At 65.0% G+C, this 21,777-nt stretch carries 18 protein-coding genes; 10 read left to right on the forward strand and 8 right to left on the reverse strand.

Annotated features, from left to right (window positions below; translation table 11 throughout):
* Positions 1 to 114 precede the first annotated feature (114 nt).
* Complete coding sequence (locus tag O0879_RS20420; RefSeq protein WP_289918425.1) at positions 115 to 3,468, forward strand: S41 family peptidase; 3,354 nt, start codon at positions 115 to 117, stop codon at positions 3,466 to 3,468.
* Positions 3,469 to 3,473: 5 nt separating this feature from the next.
* On the opposite strand, the gene O0879_RS20425 is transcribed toward O0879_RS20420, so the two are convergent.
* From O0879_RS20425 to prpR, 5 genes are all read right to left on the reverse strand, one after another.
* Entirely contained in the window at positions 3,474 to 4,193 is a 720-nt protein-coding gene (locus O0879_RS20425) for a LytTR family DNA-binding domain-containing protein (protein WP_289918427.1), read from the reverse strand.
* A complete protein-coding gene (locus O0879_RS20430; RefSeq protein ID WP_289918428.1) occupies positions 4,190 to 5,254 on the reverse strand; it encodes a histidine kinase in 1,065 nt (354 codons plus the stop codon). Before O0879_RS20430 ends, O0879_RS20425 begins: the two co-directional genes overlap by 4 nt.
* A 3-nt stretch (positions 5,255 to 5,257) precedes the next feature.
* Positions 5,258 to 6,130, reverse strand: a complete 873-nt coding sequence (locus O0879_RS20435) for an alpha/beta hydrolase (RefSeq protein ID WP_289918430.1) — start codon at positions 6,128 to 6,130, stop codon at positions 5,258 to 5,260.
* Between the two features lie 90 nt (positions 6,131 to 6,220).
* Positions 6,221 to 7,147, reverse strand: a complete 927-nt coding sequence (locus O0879_RS20440; RefSeq protein ID WP_289918432.1) for a phytanoyl-CoA dioxygenase family protein — start codon at positions 7,145 to 7,147, stop codon at positions 6,221 to 6,223.
* A gap of 25 nt (positions 7,148 to 7,172) precedes the next feature.
* A complete protein-coding gene (gene prpR / locus O0879_RS20445; RefSeq protein ID WP_099665044.1) occupies positions 7,173 to 8,798 on the reverse strand; it encodes a propionate catabolism operon regulatory protein PrpR in 1,626 nt (541 codons plus the stop codon).
* A gap of 212 nt (positions 8,799 to 9,010) precedes the next feature.
* Here prpR and O0879_RS20450 point away from each other — a divergent pair, with 212 nt between their 5' ends.
* Positions 9,011 to 12,673, forward strand: coding sequence for an EAL domain-containing protein (locus O0879_RS20450; protein WP_289918437.1), 3,663 nt, complete (start codon positions 9,011 to 9,013; stop codon positions 12,671 to 12,673).
* A gap of 86 nt (positions 12,674 to 12,759) precedes the next feature.
* Here O0879_RS20450 and xth read toward each other — a convergent pair whose 3' ends face one another.
* Complete coding sequence (gene xth / locus O0879_RS20455) at positions 12,760 to 13,524, reverse strand: exodeoxyribonuclease III (protein ID WP_289900071.1); 765 nt, start codon at positions 13,522 to 13,524, stop codon at positions 12,760 to 12,762.
* A 569-nt stretch (positions 13,525 to 14,093) separates the two neighbouring features.
* Here xth and O0879_RS20460 point away from each other — a divergent pair.
* Genes O0879_RS20460 through O0879_RS20475 form a run of 4 tightly spaced genes read left to right on the forward strand, consistent with a single transcriptional unit; the run spans position 14,094 to position 15,706 of the window.
* A complete protein-coding gene (locus O0879_RS20460) occupies positions 14,094 to 14,465 on the forward strand; it encodes a hypothetical protein (protein ID WP_034751548.1) in 372 nt (123 codons plus the stop codon).
* Positions 14,466 to 14,475: 10 nt separating this feature from the next.
* Positions 14,476 to 14,664, forward strand: a complete 189-nt coding sequence (locus O0879_RS20465) for a DUF1653 domain-containing protein (RefSeq protein WP_034782199.1) — start codon at positions 14,476 to 14,478, stop codon at positions 14,662 to 14,664.
* Between the two features lie 33 nt (positions 14,665 to 14,697).
* Complete coding sequence (locus tag O0879_RS20470; RefSeq protein WP_289906116.1) at positions 14,698 to 15,168, forward strand: CreA family protein; 471 nt, start codon at positions 14,698 to 14,700, stop codon at positions 15,166 to 15,168.
* A gap of 10 nt (positions 15,169 to 15,178) precedes the next feature.
* Entirely contained in the window at positions 15,179 to 15,706 is a 528-nt protein-coding gene (locus tag O0879_RS20475; RefSeq protein ID WP_289918438.1) for a hypothetical protein, read from the forward strand.
* A 98-nt stretch (positions 15,707 to 15,804) separates the two neighbouring features.
* Here the strand turns inward: O0879_RS20475 and O0879_RS20480 are convergent, their stop codons facing one another.
* On the reverse strand, positions 15,805 to 17,298 hold the full coding sequence (locus tag O0879_RS20480; RefSeq protein WP_289906114.1) for a leucyl aminopeptidase: 1,494 nt from the start codon (positions 17,296 to 17,298) through the stop codon (positions 15,805 to 15,807).
* Positions 17,299 to 17,365: 67 nt separating this feature from the next.
* Between O0879_RS20480 and lptF the strand changes: the two genes are divergently transcribed.
* The 4 genes from lptF to O0879_RS20500 are packed head-to-tail and all read left to right on the forward strand — an operon-like array spanning position 17,366 to position 21,049.
* Positions 17,366 to 18,511, forward strand: a complete 1,146-nt coding sequence (lptF, locus tag O0879_RS20485; RefSeq protein WP_077401100.1) for an LPS export ABC transporter permease LptF — start codon at positions 17,366 to 17,368, stop codon at positions 18,509 to 18,511.
* Positions 18,508 to 19,677 (forward strand): LPS export ABC transporter permease LptG, encoded by a 1,170-nt coding sequence (lptG, locus tag O0879_RS20490; RefSeq protein WP_289918440.1) that lies wholly within the window; start codon positions 18,508 to 18,510, stop codon positions 19,675 to 19,677. Before lptF ends, lptG begins: the two co-directional genes overlap by 4 nt.
* Positions 19,677 to 20,084 carry a CbiX/SirB N-terminal domain-containing protein gene (locus O0879_RS20495; RefSeq protein WP_289918441.1) on the forward strand — a complete coding sequence of 136 codons (408 nt, stop codon included), beginning with the start codon at positions 19,677 to 19,679 and terminating at the stop codon, positions 20,082 to 20,084. The genes lptG and O0879_RS20495 overlap by 1 nt, the downstream gene beginning before the upstream one ends.
* Positions 20,081 to 21,049, forward strand: coding sequence for a Stealth CR1 domain-containing protein (locus O0879_RS20500; RefSeq protein ID WP_289918443.1), 969 nt, complete (start codon positions 20,081 to 20,083; stop codon positions 21,047 to 21,049). Before O0879_RS20495 ends, O0879_RS20500 begins: the two co-directional genes overlap by 4 nt.
* Here O0879_RS20500 and O0879_RS20505 read toward each other — a convergent pair.
* Entirely contained in the window at positions 21,046 to 21,696 is a 651-nt protein-coding gene (locus O0879_RS20505; protein ID WP_289918447.1) for a hypothetical protein, read from the reverse strand. The two genes, O0879_RS20500 and O0879_RS20505, sit on opposite strands and share 4 nt — an antisense overlap.
* Positions 21,697 to 21,777 lie beyond the last annotated feature (81 nt).

Genomic DNA, 21,777 nt, shown 5'->3' on the forward strand with positions numbered 1-21,777 from the left:
TGTTTAAAAAAAGGTATTGCTTTTGCATTAGCTATGCAAGAATCGGGATCCCGGTGTCGGCCTTGCCCCGCATCGTTTCCATGACCGCTGACTGCTCGTTGAAAGACTGCCTACATGAAAATTTCCCGTACTCTCGCCTTCCTCCTGTTGTCCGCCGGCTTGCTGGGGAGCGCTGCCGCCGCTGCCGCGCCTGCCGGCAGCTACTTCCGCTTTCCCGCCGTGCGCGGCGATACCGTCGTCTTCACGGCCGAAGGTGACTTGTGGAAAAGCAATCTGCGCGGCGGCGCGGCGCAGCGTTTGACCACGCATCCCGGCTATGAAACGAATGCGGCGATTTCGCGCGACGGCCAGTGGATCGCCTTTTCCGCCGCCTATGAAGGGGCGCAGGAAGCGTATGTGATGCCGCTGGCAGGCGGCTTGCCGCGCCGTATTTCGTACGACAATGGCGGCGTGCTGGTGCTGGGCTGGACGGCGCAGGGCGAAGTGCTGGTCAGCACGCAAAATACGGACGGTCCCGCGTCGCGCCGCATCGTCGCTGCCATCGATCCCGTGAAACAGACGCGCCGCGTGTTTCCCGTGGCCGACGCCAACGATGCCGTGCTCGACGACGCCGGCAAGACGCTGTTCTTCACGCGTTTCGGCCTGGCCATGACCAACGACAATGTGCGCAACTACCGGGGCGGCGCGCATGCCGTCCTGTGGCGCTATGACCTCGATGGCAAGGGCGAGGCCGTGCGCATGCACGCGGAACCCGCTGTGTTGGCTGGCAACAACAAGCGCCCCATGTGGTGGCAGGGCCGTGTCTACTATATCAGCGACGCGGGCGGCAGCGACAATCTGTGGAGCATGCTGCCCGACGGCTCCGACCGCCGCGCCTTGACCAGCCACACGCAGTGGGACGTGCGCAATGCGTCCCTGGGCGACGGCAAGATCGTCTACCAGCTGGGCGCCGATTTGCACGTGCTCGACCTGAACGCCCCGGCAACGGGCGCTTCGCAGCCGTTGGCCATCAGCCTCGTGTCCGATTTCGACCAGCAGCGCGCGCGCCAGATCCGTTCGCCGCTCGATACCTTGAGCAATGTCCAGGTGTCGGGCAAGGATGAGCGCATCATCCTTACTGCAAGGGGCCGTGTCAGCATCGCCGGCACGGGCAGCTTGCGCCGCGTCGACATCGCCATTCCGGAAGGGGCGCGGGCGCGCGACGCCGTCTTTTCCAGCGATGAGAAATCCGTCTTCGCCATCGTCGACACGAGCGGCGAGAATGAAATCTGGAAGTACGCCGCCGACGGCTCGGGCAAGGGCGAGCAGCTGACGACGCAGGGCGATAATCACCGCTGGAAATTGTATCCGTCGCCGGACGGGCGCTGGCTGGCCCACACGGATAAAAAGGGCCGTTTCTGGCTGCTGGACCTGGCGACCAGGGGCAACGCGCTGATCGACGACGCGGGCAAGGCGGGCGTGGACAAGCACGACGAAGTGCAATGGTCGCCCGACAGCCGCAACCTGGCCATCGTGCGCGTGGCCAGCAACGAGCAGCGCGAGCAGATCGGCTTGTACAACCTCGCGTCGAAGCAGCTGCAATTCGTCACCAGCGACCGCTACACGTCTGGTTCGCCCGTCTTTTCGCCGGACGGGCGCTGGCTGTATTTCTTGTCGGCGCGCAATTTCCAGCTGGCCAACGGTTCGCCATGGGGCGACCGCAACATGGGGCCCGTGTTCGACAAGCGCACCGGCGTGTATGCGCTGGCGCTGCAGCCGGGCAACCGTTTCCCGTTCCAGCCCGACGATGAACTGAGCCGTCCGGGAGTGAAACCGCCCGAGACGGACGATGAAAAGGCGGCCGAATCGGCGGCGGAAAAAGCGCTGGAAAAGGCGGGCGGCAAGGGTGCCGTGAAAAAGGCGCCGGCCGCGTTGCCGGCCATCGTCAGCCAGGGCCTGGCCGAACGCCTGTATGAAGTGCCGCTGGCGGCGGGCAATTACAGCGCTCTGGCCGCCGATGACAAGCGCCTGTATTTCCTCGAGCGGGACAGCGGCGAAAACAAGTCCAGCCTGAAGACCTTGGCAATTGGCAACACCGGCTCCAAGCCGGAATTGCTGGTGGCCAATGTGCGCGAATTCGACCTGGCGCAGGACAAGAAGCATTTGTACTACCGTACGGCGGCGGCCACGGGACCGGGCGAGATGCTGGTGATCGAGGCGGGTGCCAAGCTGCCGGCCGACCTGTCGAAGGCCAAGGTCAAGGTCGACGACTGGACTTTCGTGTCGAATCCGCGCCTGGAATGGAAGCAGATGTTCAACGACGCCTGGCGTTTGCACCGCGATTTTCTCTACGACGCGAAGATGCGCGGCGTGGACTGGAAGGCGGCGCGCGACAAATATGCGCCGCTGGTCGAGCGGGTCACGGACCGCGCCGAACTCAATGACGTGCTCGGCATGATGGTGGCCGAAGTGGGCGCCCTGCATTCGCAGATCCGCCCCGGCGAATTGCGCCGCACGGAGCAGGAAGGCACGCCGGCGGGCCTGGGCGCCGTGCTGGCGCGCACCAGCGACGGCTACCGGGTCGAGCATGTCTACCGCAGCGAGGCGGAGCTGCCTTCGGCGCGCGCACCGCTGTCGCGTCCCGACGTGGAGGTGAAGGCGGGCGACGTGATCACGGCCGTCAACGGCAAGGACGTCTTGGGCGCGCGCGACATCAGCGACCTGCTGCTGAACCAGGCCGACAAGCAGGTGCTGTTGCAGGTCAGGCGGGGCAAAGGCGCGCCGCGCGCCGTCATCGTCACGCCCGTCAACATGGCGAAACAGACGGCGCTGCGCTATGGCGACTGGGAATTGAGCCGCGCCGAGCAGGTGGCGGCCGCCTCGCAGGGGCGCATCGGCTACCTGCATTTGCGCGCCATGGGCCCCAACGACATCGCCTCGTTCGCGCGCGATTTTTATGCGAACATCAACCGCGAAGGCTTGATCATCGACGTGCGGCGCAATAACGGCGGCAATATCGACAGCTGGATCATCGAAAAACTGCTGCGCAAGGCCTGGGCCTACTGGGCGCCGCCGGGCGTGCAGCCGTCGTCGAACATGCAGAATACCTTCCGCGGCCACCTGGTTGTGCTGGTCGACGAACTGACGTATTCGGATGGCGAGACCTTCGCCGCCGGCATCAAGGCCCTGGGCCTGGCGCCGCTGGTGGGCAAGCGCACGGCAGGCGCGGGCGTCTGGCTCAGCGACAATACGCGCCTGGCCGACAATGGCATGGCGCGCGTGGCGGAAAACGGCCAGTTCGGCATCGACGGCCAGTGGCTGATCGAAGGCGTGGGCGTGGTGCCGGACGTGGAGGTGGAAAATCCGCCGCACGCCACCTTCAATGGCGCCGATCGCCAGCTGGAAGTGGCGCTCGACATGCTGGCGAAAAAGTTCAAGGAGCAGCCGCGCCCCGCTTTCCAGGCGCAGCCGATCCCCGCGCTGAAGTAGTCCCGCTACAGGCCGCAGGCGGCCTTGAACTGTTGCGCGCGGCGGCGCGACACCTCGACCACGCTGCCGTCCAGCAGGTGCAGGTCGAGGCCATCGGCCGCATTCGGCGCCACTTGCGCCACCTGCGCCAGGTTGACGATCTGGCGCCGGTTGGCGCGCAGGAACAGGGCGGGATCGAGCTTTTCTTCCAGCAGGTTCAGGGTGCGCAGCATCAGCGGACGCTGCGCGCCGAAATGCACGCGTGTGTAGTTGCCTTCCGATTCCAGCAGGCGGATATCGTCAAACGCCACGAACCAGCAGCGTTCCCCATCCTTGATGAAGACTTTGCGCGGCGCGGGCGGCGGCACGGCTTGCGCCCGCGCGCCGGCGCGTGCCAGCGCCGTGGCCAGGCGTGCCGCCTGCACGGGTTTTTGCAGGTAGTCGAGGGCGCTGACCTCGAACGCCTGCAGCGCGTACTGGTCGAAGGCCGTGCAAAAGATGACGTCGGGCGCATCATCGAGCGCGGCCAGCAGGTCGAAGCCGGAGCCGCCCGGCATCTGCACGTCGAGCAGCAGCAGGTCGGGCCGCAGCTTGCCGATCTGCGCGACGGCGTCGGCCGCGCTGGCCGCCTCGCCCACGATCTCCACGGCGCCGCGCTGCACATGCGGCGCCAGCAGCCGTCGCAGCTCGGCGCGCGCCAGGCGCTCGTCATCGACCAGCAGTACCTTGAGCGGCTGGCCGTTCATGCCCGCTCCGGCAGGTGGATGGTGGCGTGCACCCAGCCCGCCTGTTCGCGCAATTCCAGGCTGGCGCGCTCGCCGCAAGCCAGTTGCAGGCGCTGGCGCGCATTGCGCAGGCCGACGCAGGTGGAGTTGCCCGGTTCGCGCAAGGCGCCCGTGTTGGCCACGTCGATCTGCAGCATGGCCGCGCCGTCGGCGGGGCTGGCGCGGCGCGCCTCGATGCGGATGTCGGCGCCCTCGGCGCTTGCTTCGACGCCGTACTTGACGGCGTTTTCCACCAGCGTCTGCAGGGCCATGGGCGGCACGCGCACGTGTTCCAGGTCGGGCGCGCCGATCTCGATCGCGAAGCTGACGCGCAAGCGTTCCTCGAAGCGTATCTGTTCGATGGCCAGGTAGGCGCGCACGGCGTCCAGTTCGGCCGCCAGCGGCACCGTGGCGTGCTGGCCCGATTGCAGCGCGTGGCGCATCAGGCCTGCCAGCTGGTCGATCATGTGCGCGGCCGCTTCGCGGTCTTCGAAGATCAGGGCGCGCACGCTATTGAGGCTGTTGAAGAAAAAATGCGGATTGACTTGCGCCTGCAGGGCGCGCAGTTCGGCCTCCCGTCCGTGCAGCTGCAGGCGCAGGGTTTCCGCTTCCAGGCGAGCGGCGCGGCGCAGCGACAGCGCGGTGAAGTAGAACACCGTCCAGGTCAGGAAGACCCCGAACCAGAACAGCAGCGCGCCGGGCAGCCAGGCGATGCCGCGCAGGATGTCGGGCGGATACATGACGTGGAAGGCGGCCGTCACACTGGCCGTCTGGATGGCGGCCAGCAGGATCAGCGACGGCACGATGCGTTTCCAGCGCAAGCCGTTTGCCGCCCAGCCGCGCCGGCGCAGCACGCCATGCCACAGGTGCGACAGCAGCAAGCCGCCCAGCGATCCCCAGCAGGCGATGGTCGCGACGATGCGCAGTTGCGAGGAGCCGCCATACACGCTGTTGAACAGGGCCAGCGCGCCCCAGCCGGCCAGCTGGAAGGTCCAGTACCAGTCGATCCGAGCCAGCAGCGGGGGGCGGTGGGGGTGCGTCATGGCTCAACGCAGGAATTGCTCGATCTGGCCGAACATCCAGTCCGGCTGGTCGTACATGATGAAGTGGCGCGCCGTGTCGGCCAGCGCGATCTGCACGCCGGGCAGCTGGCGGTACTGCTGCTGGAACGTGGCCTCGATGGCGGCGCGCGGCGCGTAGTCCTTGTAGGCGATCCAGGTGCCCAGCACCAGCGTGGGCGACTGCACTTTCGCCACGTCCTGGCGCAAATCGCTGGCCATCAGGGTGCCCATGGCCTTGATCACCGTTTCGCGGTCCGAGCGCTGGCCCCAGCCGATGATGCGTTCCACGTCGGCCGGCGCGCTGGCCATGGCCGCGACGGTGCGGCGCTGACTGGCGCTGGCGGCAGCCGCATCCTGGGCCCGCATGGCCGCCTGCATCTGCTGCGACATGGCTTGCAGCTGCTCCGGCGTGATGGAGGGCAGCTGCGTCGCGCCCAGCGCCGGCAGCGAATCGACGATCACCAGCTTGCCCGTTTGCGCCGGATGGTCGATGGCCATTTTCAGAGCCAGGAAGCCGCCCAGGCTATGCCCGATGATGGTTGGCTGGCCCAGTTTGCGGGTGCCGATGTAGTCGGCCAGCTGCTGTTCCGCCTGCGCCAGCAAGTCGCCTTCGATGGGCGCCACGCCGGCAAAGCCGGCCAATGTCAGCACGTGGCATTGGCGCGCGGCCTGCGGGCCGCACAGGCGCGCCACGGTGGCTTGCCACACTTCGCCCGAGGATGCGAGGCCGGGAATCAGGATCAGGGGACGGCCTTGTCCGGTGACCTCGACCGTGAAGGCCTTGGGCGCGGCGGCCTGGCTGGCGCCCGCTAGCAGCGCCGTACTGAGCAAGATCAATGTTTGCAGTGTTCGTTTCATGGGGTACTCCTCCTTGACGACCATGCTAGCGGCGCCGGGAACGCGCGGCCAGCGCCGCGGGATGAGCGGCGCCAGGGCAGGATGAGCGGCTCAGATCCATCCATCGTGGTCCTGGCAGTGGTCCGGATGGTAGGTCAGGTATTGCACCATGCGCGGCACCGGGCCGCGGTTGGGCGTGGCGCAATGGGGCAGGGCCTGGTGCCAGATGATGAAATCGCCGGCCATGCCTTCGACGGGCACGGGCCGCAAGTCGTCGACGGCCCATTCGCGCGGCTGGCGCCCTGGCGGCACTTGCCGCAGCCAGTCGGCCATGCGGTGCTGGAAGCCGGGCACGCAGTGGAAGGCGCCGTGTTGTGCCGGACAGTCGCTCAGGTACAGCATGCCTTGCAGCTTGAACGGAATCGGCTGCTGCAGGCTGACGTCCCAGTGCAGGGCGCTGCCGAGGAAGCGGTGCTGCGGCGTTTCCGGAGCATTGAAGCTCACCTTGTCGATGCTGGCGTAGATGCCGGCGCCAGTGCCGTACAGCTGCTGGTAGGCGTGGCGGATGTGCGCAACGTGGCGGTTTTCCTCGAGGGCCGGGTGGTCGGAAAACTGCAGCATCAGGCCCCGCTTGCCCGGGTGCGGCTGGTACCACGATGCCGCATCGTCCGGGCTGGCGCCCAGGTAGTCCCAGATGGCCGCCCGGGCGGCGGCGCACTGCGCGCGCGGCACGGCGCCGCGCAGCACCAGGTAGCCGTGCTCCTCGAAATGGCGCAGCTCGGCGGCGGACAGCACGTCCTCGTGCGGGCTGGCGGCGTGGGCCGGGCGTGGGCGCGTGCGCGCGGCGATCCAGTCCGTGTAGGCTTGCAGGGTCGGCCGTTGCTGATACAGGAAGTGCAGCGCGTCTTCCATCGAAATGCCGCGTGCGTACAGCGCCTTGATGTCGCTGTGGTCGCGCGCCAGTCCCAGGTTGCCGCTCGCGGCGCCTTGTCCCGTGCAGCGCTGCCATAAATCGTGCAAGTGAGCCCAGTCGTCCATGGTGTTTTTTGTCTGGTTGGAAAAATCAGCCGGCGCGCAGGCGGCGCCACAAGGTGGTGCGGCTGATGCCGAGGTACTGGGCGGCGGCGTCGCGGCGCCCGCCGAAGCGCGCCAGCACGGCGCTGGCGCTTTCGTCTTCCAGGCGCGGCGCGACGGCGGTGGCCGGTGCCGGCGGCAGCGCCGCCGTGCCGGCAGCGTTGGCCAGTTCCGGCGCCACGCCCAGCACGAAGGCGGGCGTCAGCGCCTGCAGCGGTTCGGCGGCCAGGAACAGCGCCAGGCGTTCGGCCAGGTTGCGCAGTTCGCGCACGTTGCCGGGCCAGTCGTAGCGGCGCAGCAGCGGCGCGCAAGCCTGGATTTCCGCGTGCAGGTTGGGGTGCGGACGGGCGCCCAGCGCCGCCAGCGCGTTTTTCAGCGACCATTCGGCCAGGCCGGGAATGTCGCTGGCGCGTTCGCGCAAGGCGGGCAAATGCAGGCGCAGCACGGCCAGGCGGTAGAACAGGTCGGCGCGGAAGCGTCCTTCGCGGATGCGCTGTTCCAGGTCGCAGTGCGTGGCGCTGATGATGCGCACATTGATAGCGATGGGCCGCGTGCCGCCTACGCGCACCACTTCGCGCTCTTCCAGCACGCGCAGCAATCGCGTTTGCAGGGCCAGCGGCATTTCGCCGATTTCGTCGAGGAACAGGGTGCCGTGGTTGGCCGCTTCGAACAGGCCCGCATGGCCGCCTCGGCGCGCACCCGTGAAGGCGCCATCCTCGTGGCCGAACAGTTCCGATTCCAGCAGGGATTCGGCGATGGCACCGCAATTGATGGCGATGAAGGGCCGGTTCGCGCCCAGGCTGCGCGGGCTTTCACGGTGGATCGCCTGCGCCACCAGTTCCTTGCCGCTACCCGTCTCGCCCTGGATCAGCACCGTCGCCGGCGAGCGGGCATACAGCACCACCGACTGGCGCAGCGCTTCCATCGCTTCCGATTCGCCGCGCAAATCGTGCAGGCCGTGGCGCGCGCGCAGGGTGTCGGCCACCACCGCGCGCCGTCCGCGGTTCGATTCGATCTGGGTCAGGCGCGCCAGTTCCAGTGCGTCGTCGAAGGCGCGCCGGATGGCCGTGGCCGAATACACGAAGACGGCGGCCAGTCCCGCTTCCTCGGCCAGGTCGGTGACGAGCCCCGCGCCGACGACGGCCTTGACGCCGGCCGCCTTCAGTTCATTGATCTGCGCGCGCGCGTCTTCCTCGGTGGCGTAGGTGCGCTGCGCGATCTGGAAACCGAAGGTGGCGGCAAATTCGGCCAGTTCCGGCATCGGATCCTGGTAGGTGACGACGCCGATGTGCGGCGAGATGCGCCGCGCGCGCGCCAGTGCCTGCATCACGTCGTAGCCGCTGGCCTTGGCGATGATGACGGGTACCGACAGCCGTCCCTTCAGGTAGGCGCCGTTCGAGCCGGCCGCGATGACGGCGTCGCAGCGCTCCGTGGCCATGCGTTCGCGGATGTGGCGCACGGCGTCGTCGAAGCCCAGGTTGATCGGTTCGATCGTCGCCAGGTCGTCGTATTCGAGCGTGATGTCGCGGAATAGGTCGAACAGCCGCGAGACGGAGACGGTCCAGATGACGGGTTTGTCGCGGTGGTCGAGCGGAGGTTGGGGAGGGCGGCGCATGCTTTATTCTAAACGATTTGTTTCATTTTCCAGCCATGCAACGGCGTTGCAACAGGCGTGTTGCAGGTGGTCTGTGGTGTTTCAGATATTGCCAATAAGGAATATGAAAAAACCGTGGGAAACTGGTTTATGATCTAGCAGCACCATGATGCTTGTAGGAATCCTTTTCCCAGGCGCATGTTTATCTTGTCCTTAACCGTCCCATGGTGTCCATGAACCGCGTACCGACCAGTCCCGATTTCATCGCCGATGCCTTGCAACTGATCGCCTTGCCGGCCTGCGCCTGCGATGCCTGCGGCATGGTGGTGGCGGCGAATGGCGCCTTGCAGGCCTTGCTGGGCCGGGATATCGCGGGCCGGCTGCTGGCCGACTGCTTTACGGACGCCTACCGCGCGTCGAGCACCAGCATGCTGCGCGGCGCGCTCGGTGCGGCTGGGCGCGAACGGCATTGGGACAGCAGCCTGGAAGGAGCGGCGGGCGCCATCGCCGTGCAGGTCTGGTCCCGGCCCCTGCTGGTGGACGATGGCTTGCCCGGCGCGACCCTCGTGTTTGCCGACATCCGCGTGCAGCAGCGCGACCAGCAAGCCTTGCGCAAGACCTTGCTCGAGCAGCAGGCCATCCTGGAAAGCGCGGCCGTCGGCATCGTCTTTTCCAAGGGCGGCTTCATCGAGGAGTGCAATATCCGCGCCGCCGAGATGCTCGGCTATGCGCGCCACCAGCTGACGGGCATGCCGGGCGCGGTGCTGTACCGCTCCGCCGAGCATTGCCGCGCCCTGGGGCTGGAAGCGGCGCCGCTGCTGTCGAAGGGCAAGCCGTACCGCACCGAACTGGAATTGCGGCGCCAGGACGGCAGCTTGTTCTGGAGCCGCCTGCACGGGCGCGCCGTCGATCCCCTCAATACGCATGACGGCACGGTCTGGATCATCGAGGATATCAGCGACCACCGGCGCGACGAAGACCAGCTGCGCCGCGCCATGCTGGAAATGCAGGCCGTGATGGATAACGCGCCCCTGGCCATCGGTTTTCAGCGCGACAAGGGCGTGCTGCGCTACAACCGGCGTTTCGCCGAATGCTTCGGCTTCGATGGCGACAGCGGCGTGGGCATGGCCGTCGCCGACCTGTATCCGTCACGCGCGGCGTATGAAAATGTCGTCAGGCAGGCGTCGCCCCTGCTGCGGCGCGGCCAGCCGTTCCAGGGCGAGATGGAGATGCGCCGCCGCGACGGTTCCACTTTCTGGGCGCTGGCGTATGGCTATGTCCTGAATCCGGAGAGCCAGACGGACCGCGGCCTGCGCGACACGATCTGGCTATTCGACGACCGCAGCGCGCAGAAGGCGGCCGAGGAGGCGACGCGCCAGCTGATGCTGGAGCAGCAGGCTATCCTCGACAACGCCTCCGTCGGCATCCTGTTTTCCCGTTCGCGCCTGGTCCTGCGCTGCAATCCCCGCTTCGCCGAAATGTTCGGCTACGCGCAGGAGGAGATGACGGGCTTGCCCGCCGCCGAGCTGTTTCCTTCCCCCGCCGCCTACGAGGCGTTTGGCGTGCAAGCCACGCCGCTGCTGGGACAGGGCTTGCCGTACGAGCAGGATGAATCGCTGTTCCGCCGCCGCGACGGCAGCCTGTTCTGGTGCCGCATCCGCGCCAAGGCCGTCGACCAGGCGCACAGCGAGCAGGGCGCCATCTGGATCCTGGAAGACGTCACGGCCAGCCGCCAGACGCAGATGGAAGTGGCGGCCATCATGACGAATGCCTCGGTGAGCATTTTGTATACCAAGAACCGCCAGATCACGCGCTATAACCTGGGCTTTGCCGCCATGTTCGGCTACAGCGGCGACGAGGCGCTGGGCTTGCCCGGGCGCGCGCTGTACGTGTCGCAGCAATCCTATGAATTGCTGGGCGCGGCGGCCTTTCCCTTCCTGTCCGTGGCCAAGCCCTTCCAGACGGAAGTGGAAATGATGCGCCGCGACGGCAGCACCTTGTGGGCGCAGCTGATCGCCTACGTCGTCAATCCCGACGATCCCGCCGCCGGCACCATCTGGATCATCGAGGACCGTACGGAGGCCAAGCGCGCCGAAGAATCCCTGCGCAACGCGCTGCTGGAAAACCAGGCGATCCTCGACAGCGCCGTGCTGGGCATCTCGGTGGTGGAAGGCGGCCACAATTTGCGCGCCAACAGCAAGATGGAAGAGCTGTTCGGCTATGGACCGGGCGAGATCAACGGCCTGTCGGTGCAGGCCCTGTATCCCGACGTGGCCGCGTGGAAGGCGGCGCGCGGCGAGACGGCGCGCGATTTCGATGCGGGCAGGGTGCACATGTCCGAATACCAGCTGGTGCGCAAGGATGGCAGCCGTTTCTGGGCGCGCCTGTCCGGCCGGCCGTTCGATCTGGCGCATGCGCATGGCCGTTCCGTGTGGCTGGTTGACGACGTGACGGCGCGCCGCGAGGCGGCCGAGGCGGTGCGCCGCGCGCGCGACGAGCTGGAATTGCGCGTGCAGGAGCGCACGGCCGAACTGGCCGGCGCCAACCTGCTGCTGCAGGGCGAAATCGTCGAGCGGCGCCAGGCCGAGGCGCGGGTGCATCACATGGCGTACCACGACAACCTGACGGGCTTGCCGAACCGCGCGCTGCTGTCGGACCGGCTGGAGCGGGCCATGCTGGCCGCGCAGCGCTCCGGGCGCAAGCTGGCCGTGATGTTCATCGACCTGGACCGCTTCAAGACCATCAACGATTCGCTGGGCCACATGACGGGCGACCTGCTGCTCAAGGAAGTGGCTGCCCGGCTGTGCGGCGCCGTGCGCGCCAGCGACACGGTGGCGCGCCTGGGCGGCGATGAATTCGTCGTGCTGGTGCCGGGCATCCGCGGCAGCGACGAAGCGGCGCACGTGGCCGAGAAGGTCATCGAGGCGCTGACGCCCGCCTTTCCTCTCGACGGCCACGTGCTGCACGTGACGCCGTCGATCGGCATCTGCCTGTATCCGGACGATGGCGGCGATGTCGACGCGCTGATGCGCCATGCGGATGCGGCCATGTACCACGCCAAGGGCAATGGCCGCAACAACTACCAGTTCTTCACGCAGACGATGAACCAGGCGGCGGCCCTGCACTTCGACCTGGAAAGCAGCTTGCGCACGGCGCTGGCGCTGCAGCAGTTCGAGCTGTTTTACCAGCCGGTCATCGATATCGCCACGCGCCGGCTGCACGGCATGGAAGTGCTGCTGCGCTGGCGCCGTCCCGGCCACGGCCTGGTGCTGCCGGACCGCTTCATCCCCATCATGGAGGAAAACGGCTTGATCGTGCCGGTGGGCGAGTGGGTGATGCGCCAGGCGTGCGAGCAAAGCATGGCCTGGCAGCGCCAGGGCTTGCAGCCCGTGCCCTTGGCGGTGAATCTGTCGCCGCGCCAGTTCATGCACAAGGGCCTGGTGGCTGCCATCGGGACCGTGGTGCGGGAAACGGGCATCGACCCGGCGCTGCTGGAATTCGAGATCACCGAGACGGCGTTGATGCAGCACGGCGAGCATACGCTGGAGATTTTGCGGCAGATCAATGGCATGGGCTTGCGCCTGTCGATCGACGATTTCGGCACCGGCTATTCCAGCCTGGCCTACCTGAAGCGCTTCCCCGTGAAGAAGGTCAAGATCGACCGCGCCTTCATCAAGGACCTCGAACACAGCGGGGAAGACCGCGCCATTGTGGCGGCCATCATCGCGCTGGCCGACAGCCTGCAATTGTCGGCCGTGGCCGAGGGCGTGGAGACGGAAGAGCAGTTCGCCCTGCTGCAGGCGAACGGCTGCCGCTATGCGCAGGGCTATCTGTTTTCCGCGCCCGTGCCTGCCGTGAACGCACAGGCCTTGCTGGAGCGGATAGCCGCTAGTTAATCAATCGTTGCCACGACGGGCGCGTGGTCGGACGGCTGTTCCCATTTGCGGGGCGAGTGCTCCATTGTCGATGATGCGCGCCTTGTCTAGTCGATGGTGGCCACGACGGGCGCATGGTCGGACGGCTGTTCCCACTTGCGGGGCACGCGGTCGATGACGCACGCCGTGCAGCGGGCGCTCAGGGCGGGCGAGAGCAGGATGTGGTCGATGCGCAGGCCCTTGTTCAGGCGGAAGCCCAGTTGGCGGTAATCCCACCAGCTGAACGATTTGTCCGCCTGCTCGAACAGGCGGAAGGCGTCTGTCAGGCCGAGGTCGAACAGGCGCTGCAGGGCGGCGCGTTCCTTGTCCGACACCAGTACCTGGCCGGCCCAGGCGACTGGGTCGTGCACGTCGCGGTCGTCCGGCGCGATGTTGTAGTCGCCGACGACGGCCAGTTGCGGGTGCTGCTGTGCTTCTTCCGCCAGCCAGTCGTGCAGGGCGGCCAGCCAGCCCAGCTTGTACTCGTACTTGTCCGAATCGATGCTCTGGCCGTTCGGCACGTAGGCGCAGACGACGCGCACGCCGCCGATGGTGGCGGCCAGGATGCGCTGTTGCGCATCTTCATAGCGCGGGTTGTTCTTCACCACGTCGGTGATCGGCAGCTTCGACAGGATGGCCACGCCGTTGTAGGTTTTCTGGCCGCTGAAGACCACCTGATAGCCGGCCGCCTCGATTTCGGCGACGGGAAACTTGTCGTCCGTGAGCTTGGTTTCTTGCAGGCAGAGTATGTCGACCGGGTTGTCCGTCAGCCATTGCAGCACTTGCGGCAGGCGCACTTTGAGCGAATTGACGTTCCAGGTGGCGAGTTTCATGGGGAAAATCCTTGCTTGAATAGGTATCGATAGGCGCGAATCTTACCGCATGCGTGTCGCCGGCGTCCTGCGCTGCCTGGCCGGTGCGGGCTTTATTTACTTGCCGGGAAAAAGAGGGCAAATAAAATATTTATACTTAACCAATCGTGGCGCATGAATATTATGTTTTTGTGTATCATTGATCAACCCCTATGTTTGATTTGGCATAAGTGGCTGGCGCGGCAGGATGCGTCTGGCCGTTTAACGCGACAAAGGTGTAAAGTTTCTCGCTAAAACGCGATAAAAACTACTAAAATGGCACCGTGTAACAACTGTGTCATACGGCTTTGTTACAGCCAAGTTAAGAACCGAACAGGAAGCAGTTGTAATTAGTTGTAATTGCTATTCCGATTACATGACCACTGTGCCGGGGACGGAGTGTCAATTCCGTCCTTGGCGCCGCCAGACTTGTTATATAAATTGCAGTACTATATCTATGAGACTGTTTTGCGACATCAATAGATGGTACTATTTTGAAATGTTGCAGTTTTAATAGTGAGACTTGCGCGTAGCATTTGCAAAGGAAGAAAATGCGAACTGCATTTGAAGCGTGGGCGCAGCGTGACGGCCACATTGTGCGGCGAAGAGAAGACAAACCGGATGAGTACCTGATTTTCGAGACCCAGCGCCGCTGGGTTATCTGGCAGGCTGCTCTGACGCATGGCAAGACGGCTGCCAAGCCGCGCGTGAGCGCGGCCGAAAAGGCGGCGAAAGCCCAGCGCGCGCTGGAAATGTCTTCCGATGAAGCGACCGTGCGCAACAAGGTGCTCAATGAGGTGCTCGACGCCTTCAGCGGCGCCGATGGCGCGGCCGGCATGGAAGGCATACTGAAAGTGATCCAGGGCCTGAAGCAGAAGCAGAAGGCACTGGCCGACGACAAGAGCGAAGATTCCACGGCTTGAGGGGACGGCGATGCGTTATCGGCACTACAAGGGCGGCATTTATGAACTGGTGTGCGAAGCCACGCTGGAAGCGGATCTGACGCCGATGATCGTGTATCGCGCCGCCGACGGTTCCATCTGGACCCGGCCGAAAGACGTGTTCTTTCAACTGATCGAAGTCGAAGGCGTCATGGTCCAGCGTTTCGCTCCCATCAACTGATGGCCGCCTGCGTGCGTGCCCGGGATACTCTTCATGCGTAAATTGCTGCCTGCCGCTCTGGTGCTGGGCCTTGCCTGCGCCGCGGCGCATGCCGAAACCATCGGTTCGGTCGACACGGTGTTCAAACTGATCGGCCCTGACCACAAGATCGTCGTCGAAGCGTATGACGATCCGCGCGTCGCCGGCGTCAGCTGCTATCTGTCGCGCGCCAAGACGGGCGGCATCAAGGGCGCCGTCGGCCTGGCCGAAGACAAGGCCGATGCGGCCGTGGCGTGCCGCCAGGTGGGGCCGCTGCAATTCAAGGGCAAGCTGCCGCGCCAGGAAGAAGTGTTTACCGAGCGTGCCTCGATCTTCTTCAAGCACGTGCGCGTCGTGCGCATGGTCGACAGCAAGCGCAATGCGCTGGTCTACCTCGTGTATTCCGACCGCCTGATCGAAGGCAGTCCGAAAAACAGCGTCACCGCCGTCGCCGTGCCTGGCGACCAGCCGATTCCCGTCCGTTAAGCGAGCTCCCATGCGCGTGCCGCTGTCTGTTCCCTTTGCCGCCAGGACGCTGCTGCTGTTGGGCCTGGGCGGCTGCGCCACGCTGACGGGCAACACCGAGCAAATGGTGCTGGTGCAAACCATCCAGGACAACCGCGAGTTGACGGGCGCCGGCTGCATCCTCAGCAACGACGTGGGCAAATGGTTCGTTACCACGCCCGGGCGCATCACCATCCGCAAGAGCCAGGAACCGCTGAAGGTCGATTGCCGCAAGCACGGTTCGCCCGCCATCGCGACGGACGACCATATCGATCCCAAGCTCAATGGCAGCGTCTGGGGCAATGTCATCCTGACCCTGGGCGTCGGCTATTTCGTCGACCGCAACACGGGCGCCGGCTTCGACTACCCGTCCATTTTGACCATCGTCATGCAGGACCCCGCGCGCCTTGCGCCGCCGCCCGCGCCGATTTCAGCGCCGCCGCCGGCCGCCGCCGTGCCGGAAGCGGTGGTGCAGCCGAAAGTGGCGCCATCGCCTTTGCCTAATCCCGTCGTCTACTGATTCAAACGTACATAAAAAAACCGCCATGGTCGCAAGACCTGGCGGTTTTTTGTGCATGGCGCTGCCGATAGCGCATGGCGCTACCGGCAAGCGTCAACTTATACGCGGTTGATCAGGAACGTCGTCAAGAGTGGCACTGGACGGCCGGTCGCGCCCTTCGAGCCGCCCGACTTCCATGCCGTGCCGGCGATGTCCAGATGCGCCCAGGTGTACTTCTTGGTGAAGTTTTCCAGGAAGGCCGCTGCCGTCACCGAACCGCCGCCTGGCGTGCCGATGTTGGCCAGGTCGGCGAAGTTCGACTTCAGCTGCTCGTTGTACGCCTCTTCGATCGGCATGCGCCATGCCGTGTCGCTCGACTGCTTGCCCGCTGCCAGCAATTCATTGGCCAGCTGGTCATGCGCCGCATCGCTGCGCGTAAACAGGCCGCTGTTGTGGTGGCCCAGAGCGACGACGCAAGCGCCCGTCAGGGTGGCGATATCGACCACGGCTGCCGGCTTGAAGCGTTCGGCGTAGGTCAGCGCGTCGCACAGCACCAGACGGCCTTCGGCGTCCGTGTTCAGCACTTCGATGGTCAGGCCATTCATCGAGGTGACGATGTCGCCCGGCTTGGTGGCGCGGCCCGACGGCATGTTTTCGCACGCGGCGATGACGCCGATGACGTTCAGCTTCAGGTTCATTTCGCCGATGGCGCGGAAGGTGCCCAGGACCGAGGCGGCGCCGCACATGTCGTACTTCATTTCATCCATGCCAGGACCGGCCTTGATCGAAATGCCGCCCGTGTCGAAGGTGATGCCCTTGCCGACCAGGACCACTGGCGCATCCTTGGCCTTGCCGCCCATGTGTTTCAGGACGATGAACTTCGGTGGCTGCTCGCTGCCGTTGGTGACGGACAGGAAGCTGCCCATTTTCAGCGCTTCGAGCTGTTTGCGGTCCAGCACTTCGACTTCGAACTTGTAATCCTTGGCCAGCTGCTTGGCCGTGTTGGCCAGGTAGGTCGGATTGGCGATGTTCGCCGGCAGGTCGCCCAGGTTGCGCGTCAGGTCGGAACCGTTGGCGATGGCGATGGCTTGCGCCAGCGCGCCGCGCGTGGCTGCCGTTGCAGGCGCCGCCAGGACGATCTTGCGCACGCCTGCCGGTGCCGGATCTTTTTTGCTTTTTTGCGAGTCGCAGCGGTATTCGCTGTCGTGGGCGGCTTGCACCACGCAACGGATTGCCCAATTTACGTCGCGCTCTTTCACTTCAGTCAGCGGTAATGCGATAATGGCGTCCGCAGCGCCCAGCGAGCCGAAGGCCTTCAGTGCGGCTTGTACGCCGGTCGTGAAGCTTTTTTCGCTGACAGCGTCGTCGCTGCCCATGCCTACCAGCAGAACACGTTCGGCGGCGACGCCATCGACTGCGCGCAACAGCAAAGTGCTGCCAGGCTTGCCGCTGATGTCGCCGGACTTCAGCGCAGCCGAAATCGCACCCTTGCTGTCCAGCGATTTTGCCGCTGGCGACAGTTTTTTGTTTTCGAATACCGCAACCGCGATGCATCCGCTTTTGGCCGTGCCGAGGGTGCTCTTGGTATCGAATGCTTTTATGCTAAAGTCCATTTGGTTCTCCGTTTTCATTTACTAGTAACGTGTTACTCAACTAACTGACCCGAATTATAAACTCCGAATGATCTTTCAACGCGCCCTTCGACGTGAATTGGCTAGTGCCGCCGGGGCCACCTTCACAGTTTTGTTCAGCATCCTGCTCACCTGGATGCTGATCGGTATTCTCGGCAAGGCGGCGGGCGGCAAGATCGCGTCGTCCGACGTCATGTCGCTGATGGTTTTTTCCGCCCTGATGCAGCTGCCCACCATCCTCATCCTCACCGGTTTCATCTCGGTGCTGATGGTCGTCACCCGCAGCTACAAGGAGTCGGAGATGGTGGTGTGGTTCGCCTCCGGCCTGAGCCTGTCGCGCTGGATCTGGCCCGTGCTCAGCTTCGGCCTGCCGCTGGTGCTGGCCACCGGCATCCTGAGCCTGTACGCCACGCCGTGGGCGCAAAAGAAGAGCGATGAATACGTGGCGCGCTTCGAGAAGCGCGAAGACCTGCAGAAAGTCACGCCTGGCCAGTTCCGCGAATCGGCCGGCAGCAACCGCATCTTCTTCGTCGAGGGCGTCAGCGGCGAAAAGACCGTGGTGCAGAACGTCTTCGTCAATACCGTCGATGAAAAAGGCAGCGCCGTCGTCGTCGTCGCCAAGGAAGGCGTGATCAATACCGACGCCAAGGGCGAACGCTTCCTGGTGCTCAAGAGCGGCCGCCGCTACCAGGGCGTGCCGACGCAGGCGGACTTCCAGACCATGGAATTCGAACAGTACATCATGCGCATCGAGAGCAAGCAGCAGGAACTGGGCGCGGAACTGGGCGTGCGCGCCATGAGCACCATGGCGCTCATCGCCGAGCCGAACCCCTACACCATGGCCGAACTGCTGTGGCGGGTGAGTGCGCCCCTGATCGGCCTGATGCTGATCCTGCTGGCCATTCCGCTGGGCTTTGTCAATCCGCGTGCCGGCAGTTCGACCAATTTGATCATCGCCCTGCTGATTTTCTTTACGTACAGCAACCTGATCAAGGTCATCGAAGCGAGCGTGAAGCAGGGCCGCCTGACCTTCGGCCTGGCCTGGTGGCCGCTGCACCTGCTGGCGGCGCTGGCCGTGGTGGGGCTGTTCGCGTGGCGCCTGAATGTGAACCACCGCTATCATCCGCTGGTCCTGCTGGCGGCTTTCAAGCGCGCGCGCCGCGCCGGCAACACAAGTAAAGCGGCATCGAAATGAAGATTTTACAGCGCTATTTTGCGGTCTCGATATTCCAGGCGGTGCTGTTCGTGCTGCTGGCCTTCCTGGCACTGCAAGCCTTCATCGACCTGACGGGCGAGCTGCCCAAGGTGGGGCGCAATGGCTACACCATCCAGTATGCCTTCCTGTACGTGCTGGTGCTGGTGCCGGGACACGTGTACGAGGTGATGCCGATCGCGGCGCTGATCGGCACCATCTACACGATGGCGCAGTTTGCCGCCAGCTCCGAATTTACCATCATGCGCGCATCGAGCATGTCGACGGCGATGGCGGCCGGTTTCCTGTTCCGCATCGGTATCGTCTTCGTCGTCATCACCTTCATCTTCGGCGAGTTGATCACGCCGCGCACGGAACCGCTGGCCGAACGCCTCAAGCTGACCTCGCGCGGCGCGGCCGTGTCGAGCGAGTTTCGCTCCGGCCTGTGGACCAAGGACATGGTCAAGAGCGAGGGCTTGACGGGCACCGTCACCGGTTCGCGCTTTTTCAATGTCGGCGAAGCGCGTCCGGACGGCCAGCTGAAAAACGTCAAGCTGTATGAATTTGACACCGATATGCGTTTGCGCACCTTGACCGTGGCCAAGGGAGCTACGTATCAGGGCAATAATATCTGGCGCCTGACCGAGGTGACGGAAACGTCGTTCTCGAACAGCGCGGCCGCCTTGCCAGGCTTCGAGCCGAAGCTGGCGAACTACTATGGGCAGGAAACGAGCCTGGTGCGCACGGTGCAAAGCGCCAGCAAGGACATGACGTCGGAAGTGACGCCGAAGATCCTGACGGTGTCGGCGTCCGATCCCGAGCGCATGTCTGCCAGCGAACTGGCCGTGTACACGCGCCACCTGGCCGAGAACAAGCAGGAAACCGAGCGTTTCCGCATCGCCTTCTGGAAAAAACTGATCGACCCGCTGGCCATTTTCGTGCTGATGGCGCTGGCGCTGCCGTTTGCCTACATGCATACGCGCAGCGGCGGCATCAGCCTGAAGATCTTCATCGGCATCATGATCGGCGTGAGCTTCATGCTGGTCAACACCCTGTTCTCGCATCTTGGCCTGCTCAGCACCTGGCCGGCCTTCCTGACGGCCGTGGCGCCGAGCGCCCTGTACCTGCTGCTGGCGCTGGGCGCCCTGTGGTGGGTGGAGCGGCACTGATGGAGACGAACGTGCAGCAGGCGCTGATCCTGTTTGCCCATGGCGCGCGCGCCGCATCGTGGGCCGCGCCCTTCGAGCGCCTGCGCGACCTGACCCAGGCGCGCATGCCGGGCACCGGCGTGCACCTGGCCTTCCTGGAACTGATGACGCCGCGCCTGCCCGAACTGGTGGCGACCCTGCTGGCCCAGCTGCCCGCCGGCGCCATCCTGGACGCCACCGTGGTGCCCGTGTTCCTGGGGCAGGGCGGGCATGTGCTGCGCGACTTGCCGCTGTTGCTGGAAGAATTGCGCCAGCAGCATCCGGCGCTGCGCCTGAAGGTGGTCGAGGCGGTGGGCGAGAACGCCAGCGTGCTTGCCGCCATCGCCGATTACTGCGTGGCGGCGCCAGGCTCCAGCCCTCTGCCTTGAGCGGCATCGACATCGTCTACCTGTGGGTGGACGGCGCCGATCCCGCCTGGCGCGCGCGCCGGCAGCAGGCATATGCCGCCTGGGCGCAGGCGCATCCCGGCCAGCTGGCCCTGCACGGCAACGTGGCGGGGCGCTACCGCGACAATGGCGAACTGCGCTACAACCTGCGCGCGCTCGAGCGCTTCTTCCCCGGCCACGGCCATGTCTACCTGCTGACGGACCGGCAAGTGCCCCGCTGGCTGCGTGCCTCATCGCGCCTGACGGTGATCGACCATGCCAGCCTGATGCCCGATGCATCCCTGCCGGTGTTCGATTCCGGCCATATCGAATCGTATCTGCACCATATTCCGGGTTTGTCCGAGCGTTTCCTGTATCTGAACGACGACGTGTTTTTCGGCGCGCCGTTCGAACCCGCATTCTGGTTTGGCGGGGAAGGGGATGGGCGGTTGAGCGTTTTCACGGAGAGCGCGCTGCAGGATGAGCTGCAGGGCTTGCGCGCCGATGTGGCGGCGCCCGTCAATTGCGCCACCTTGTCGCGGCAATGGCTGTCGGCGCAGTACGCAGATTACCGGCATGAACCGCGCCTGTATGCGCATGCGCCGCGGCCCATGCTGAAAAGCGCGCTGCATGTACTGGAAGGGCTGGCGCCGGCCATGTTTGCCGGCGTGCGCGCGACGGTGTTCCGCTCGTGGCGGGTGCCGGCCTTGCTGCCCGACCTGGTGCCGCGCTGGATGGTGCATCTGGGGCTGGCGCGCTCGCGCATGCTCGACCCGCTGCATATCGCCAGCGGCGATGCGCAGGCGCCGCAGCAGCTCGAGGAGCTGGCGGCGCGTTTCGGCAGCTTGCCGTTTTTCTGTATCAACGATACCTGCGACGAGGCCGAGGACGACGACCCGCGCCTGTTGCGCGTGGCCGCTACCTTGCAGCGACTGCTGCCGCTGCCATCCTCGTTTGAACTGGGCTAGGCCAGCTTTGTCTTCGGCGCCAGGCTGATGCGGGCGGCGGCTGCGCTGTCGGACAGCGAAGCGAGGAACAGCAGCAGATAGGCGCCCAGTTCGAAGACTTCCTCGCCCAGCAGCGCATAGGCGTCCGGCATGCCATGGAAGACCTTCTTGTCGAAGGGCCAGCCGGCAACCATCAGCAAGCCGCCGATGGCCGTCAGGATGGTGATGCGCATGCTGAAAATCTGCGGCGCATGGGCAAATACCTTGCGCGCGCGCGGTGCGAAAAAGATCAGCACGCGTATCAATATCAGCAATTCCACCACGCGCAGGGCTTTTTCCAGCTGAGCCCAGGCGGGCGCCGTGCCGAACTGGTCGATATCGAGTTCGCGCAGCAGGAAGCCGAACAGCAGGGCAGACAAACCTGCATGCATGAGGAAACGCAAGGATTGGCGGTCAGGCTCTTGCCAGGCGCGCGTGCCGTGCACGCTGCAGGCCAGGGCCAGGAACAGCGCCTGCAGCCATTCCAATAAGTGGTTTTCATCGTCGATATTCGGGAATACCGTCCACAGGGCGATGGAGGCGAGCATGCTGAGCAGCACAGCGCCGGCGACGCCGGCATTGCTGCGGCTGAGCGAAGTCAGGGCTTCGCGCACGGAAGAGAAATTCATTGTTGATTGTGACGGCTCAAGTTGCGCGGCGCGGTATTGCAGCCTGCGGGCGCAGCTTTTTTCGGGGAGATTGCCGGACGG

It is taken from the genome of Janthinobacterium sp. SUN120 (assembly GCF_030397735.1).
GTDB classification, from domain to species: Bacteria; Pseudomonadota; Gammaproteobacteria; order Burkholderiales; family Burkholderiaceae_D; genus Janthinobacterium; species Janthinobacterium kumbetense.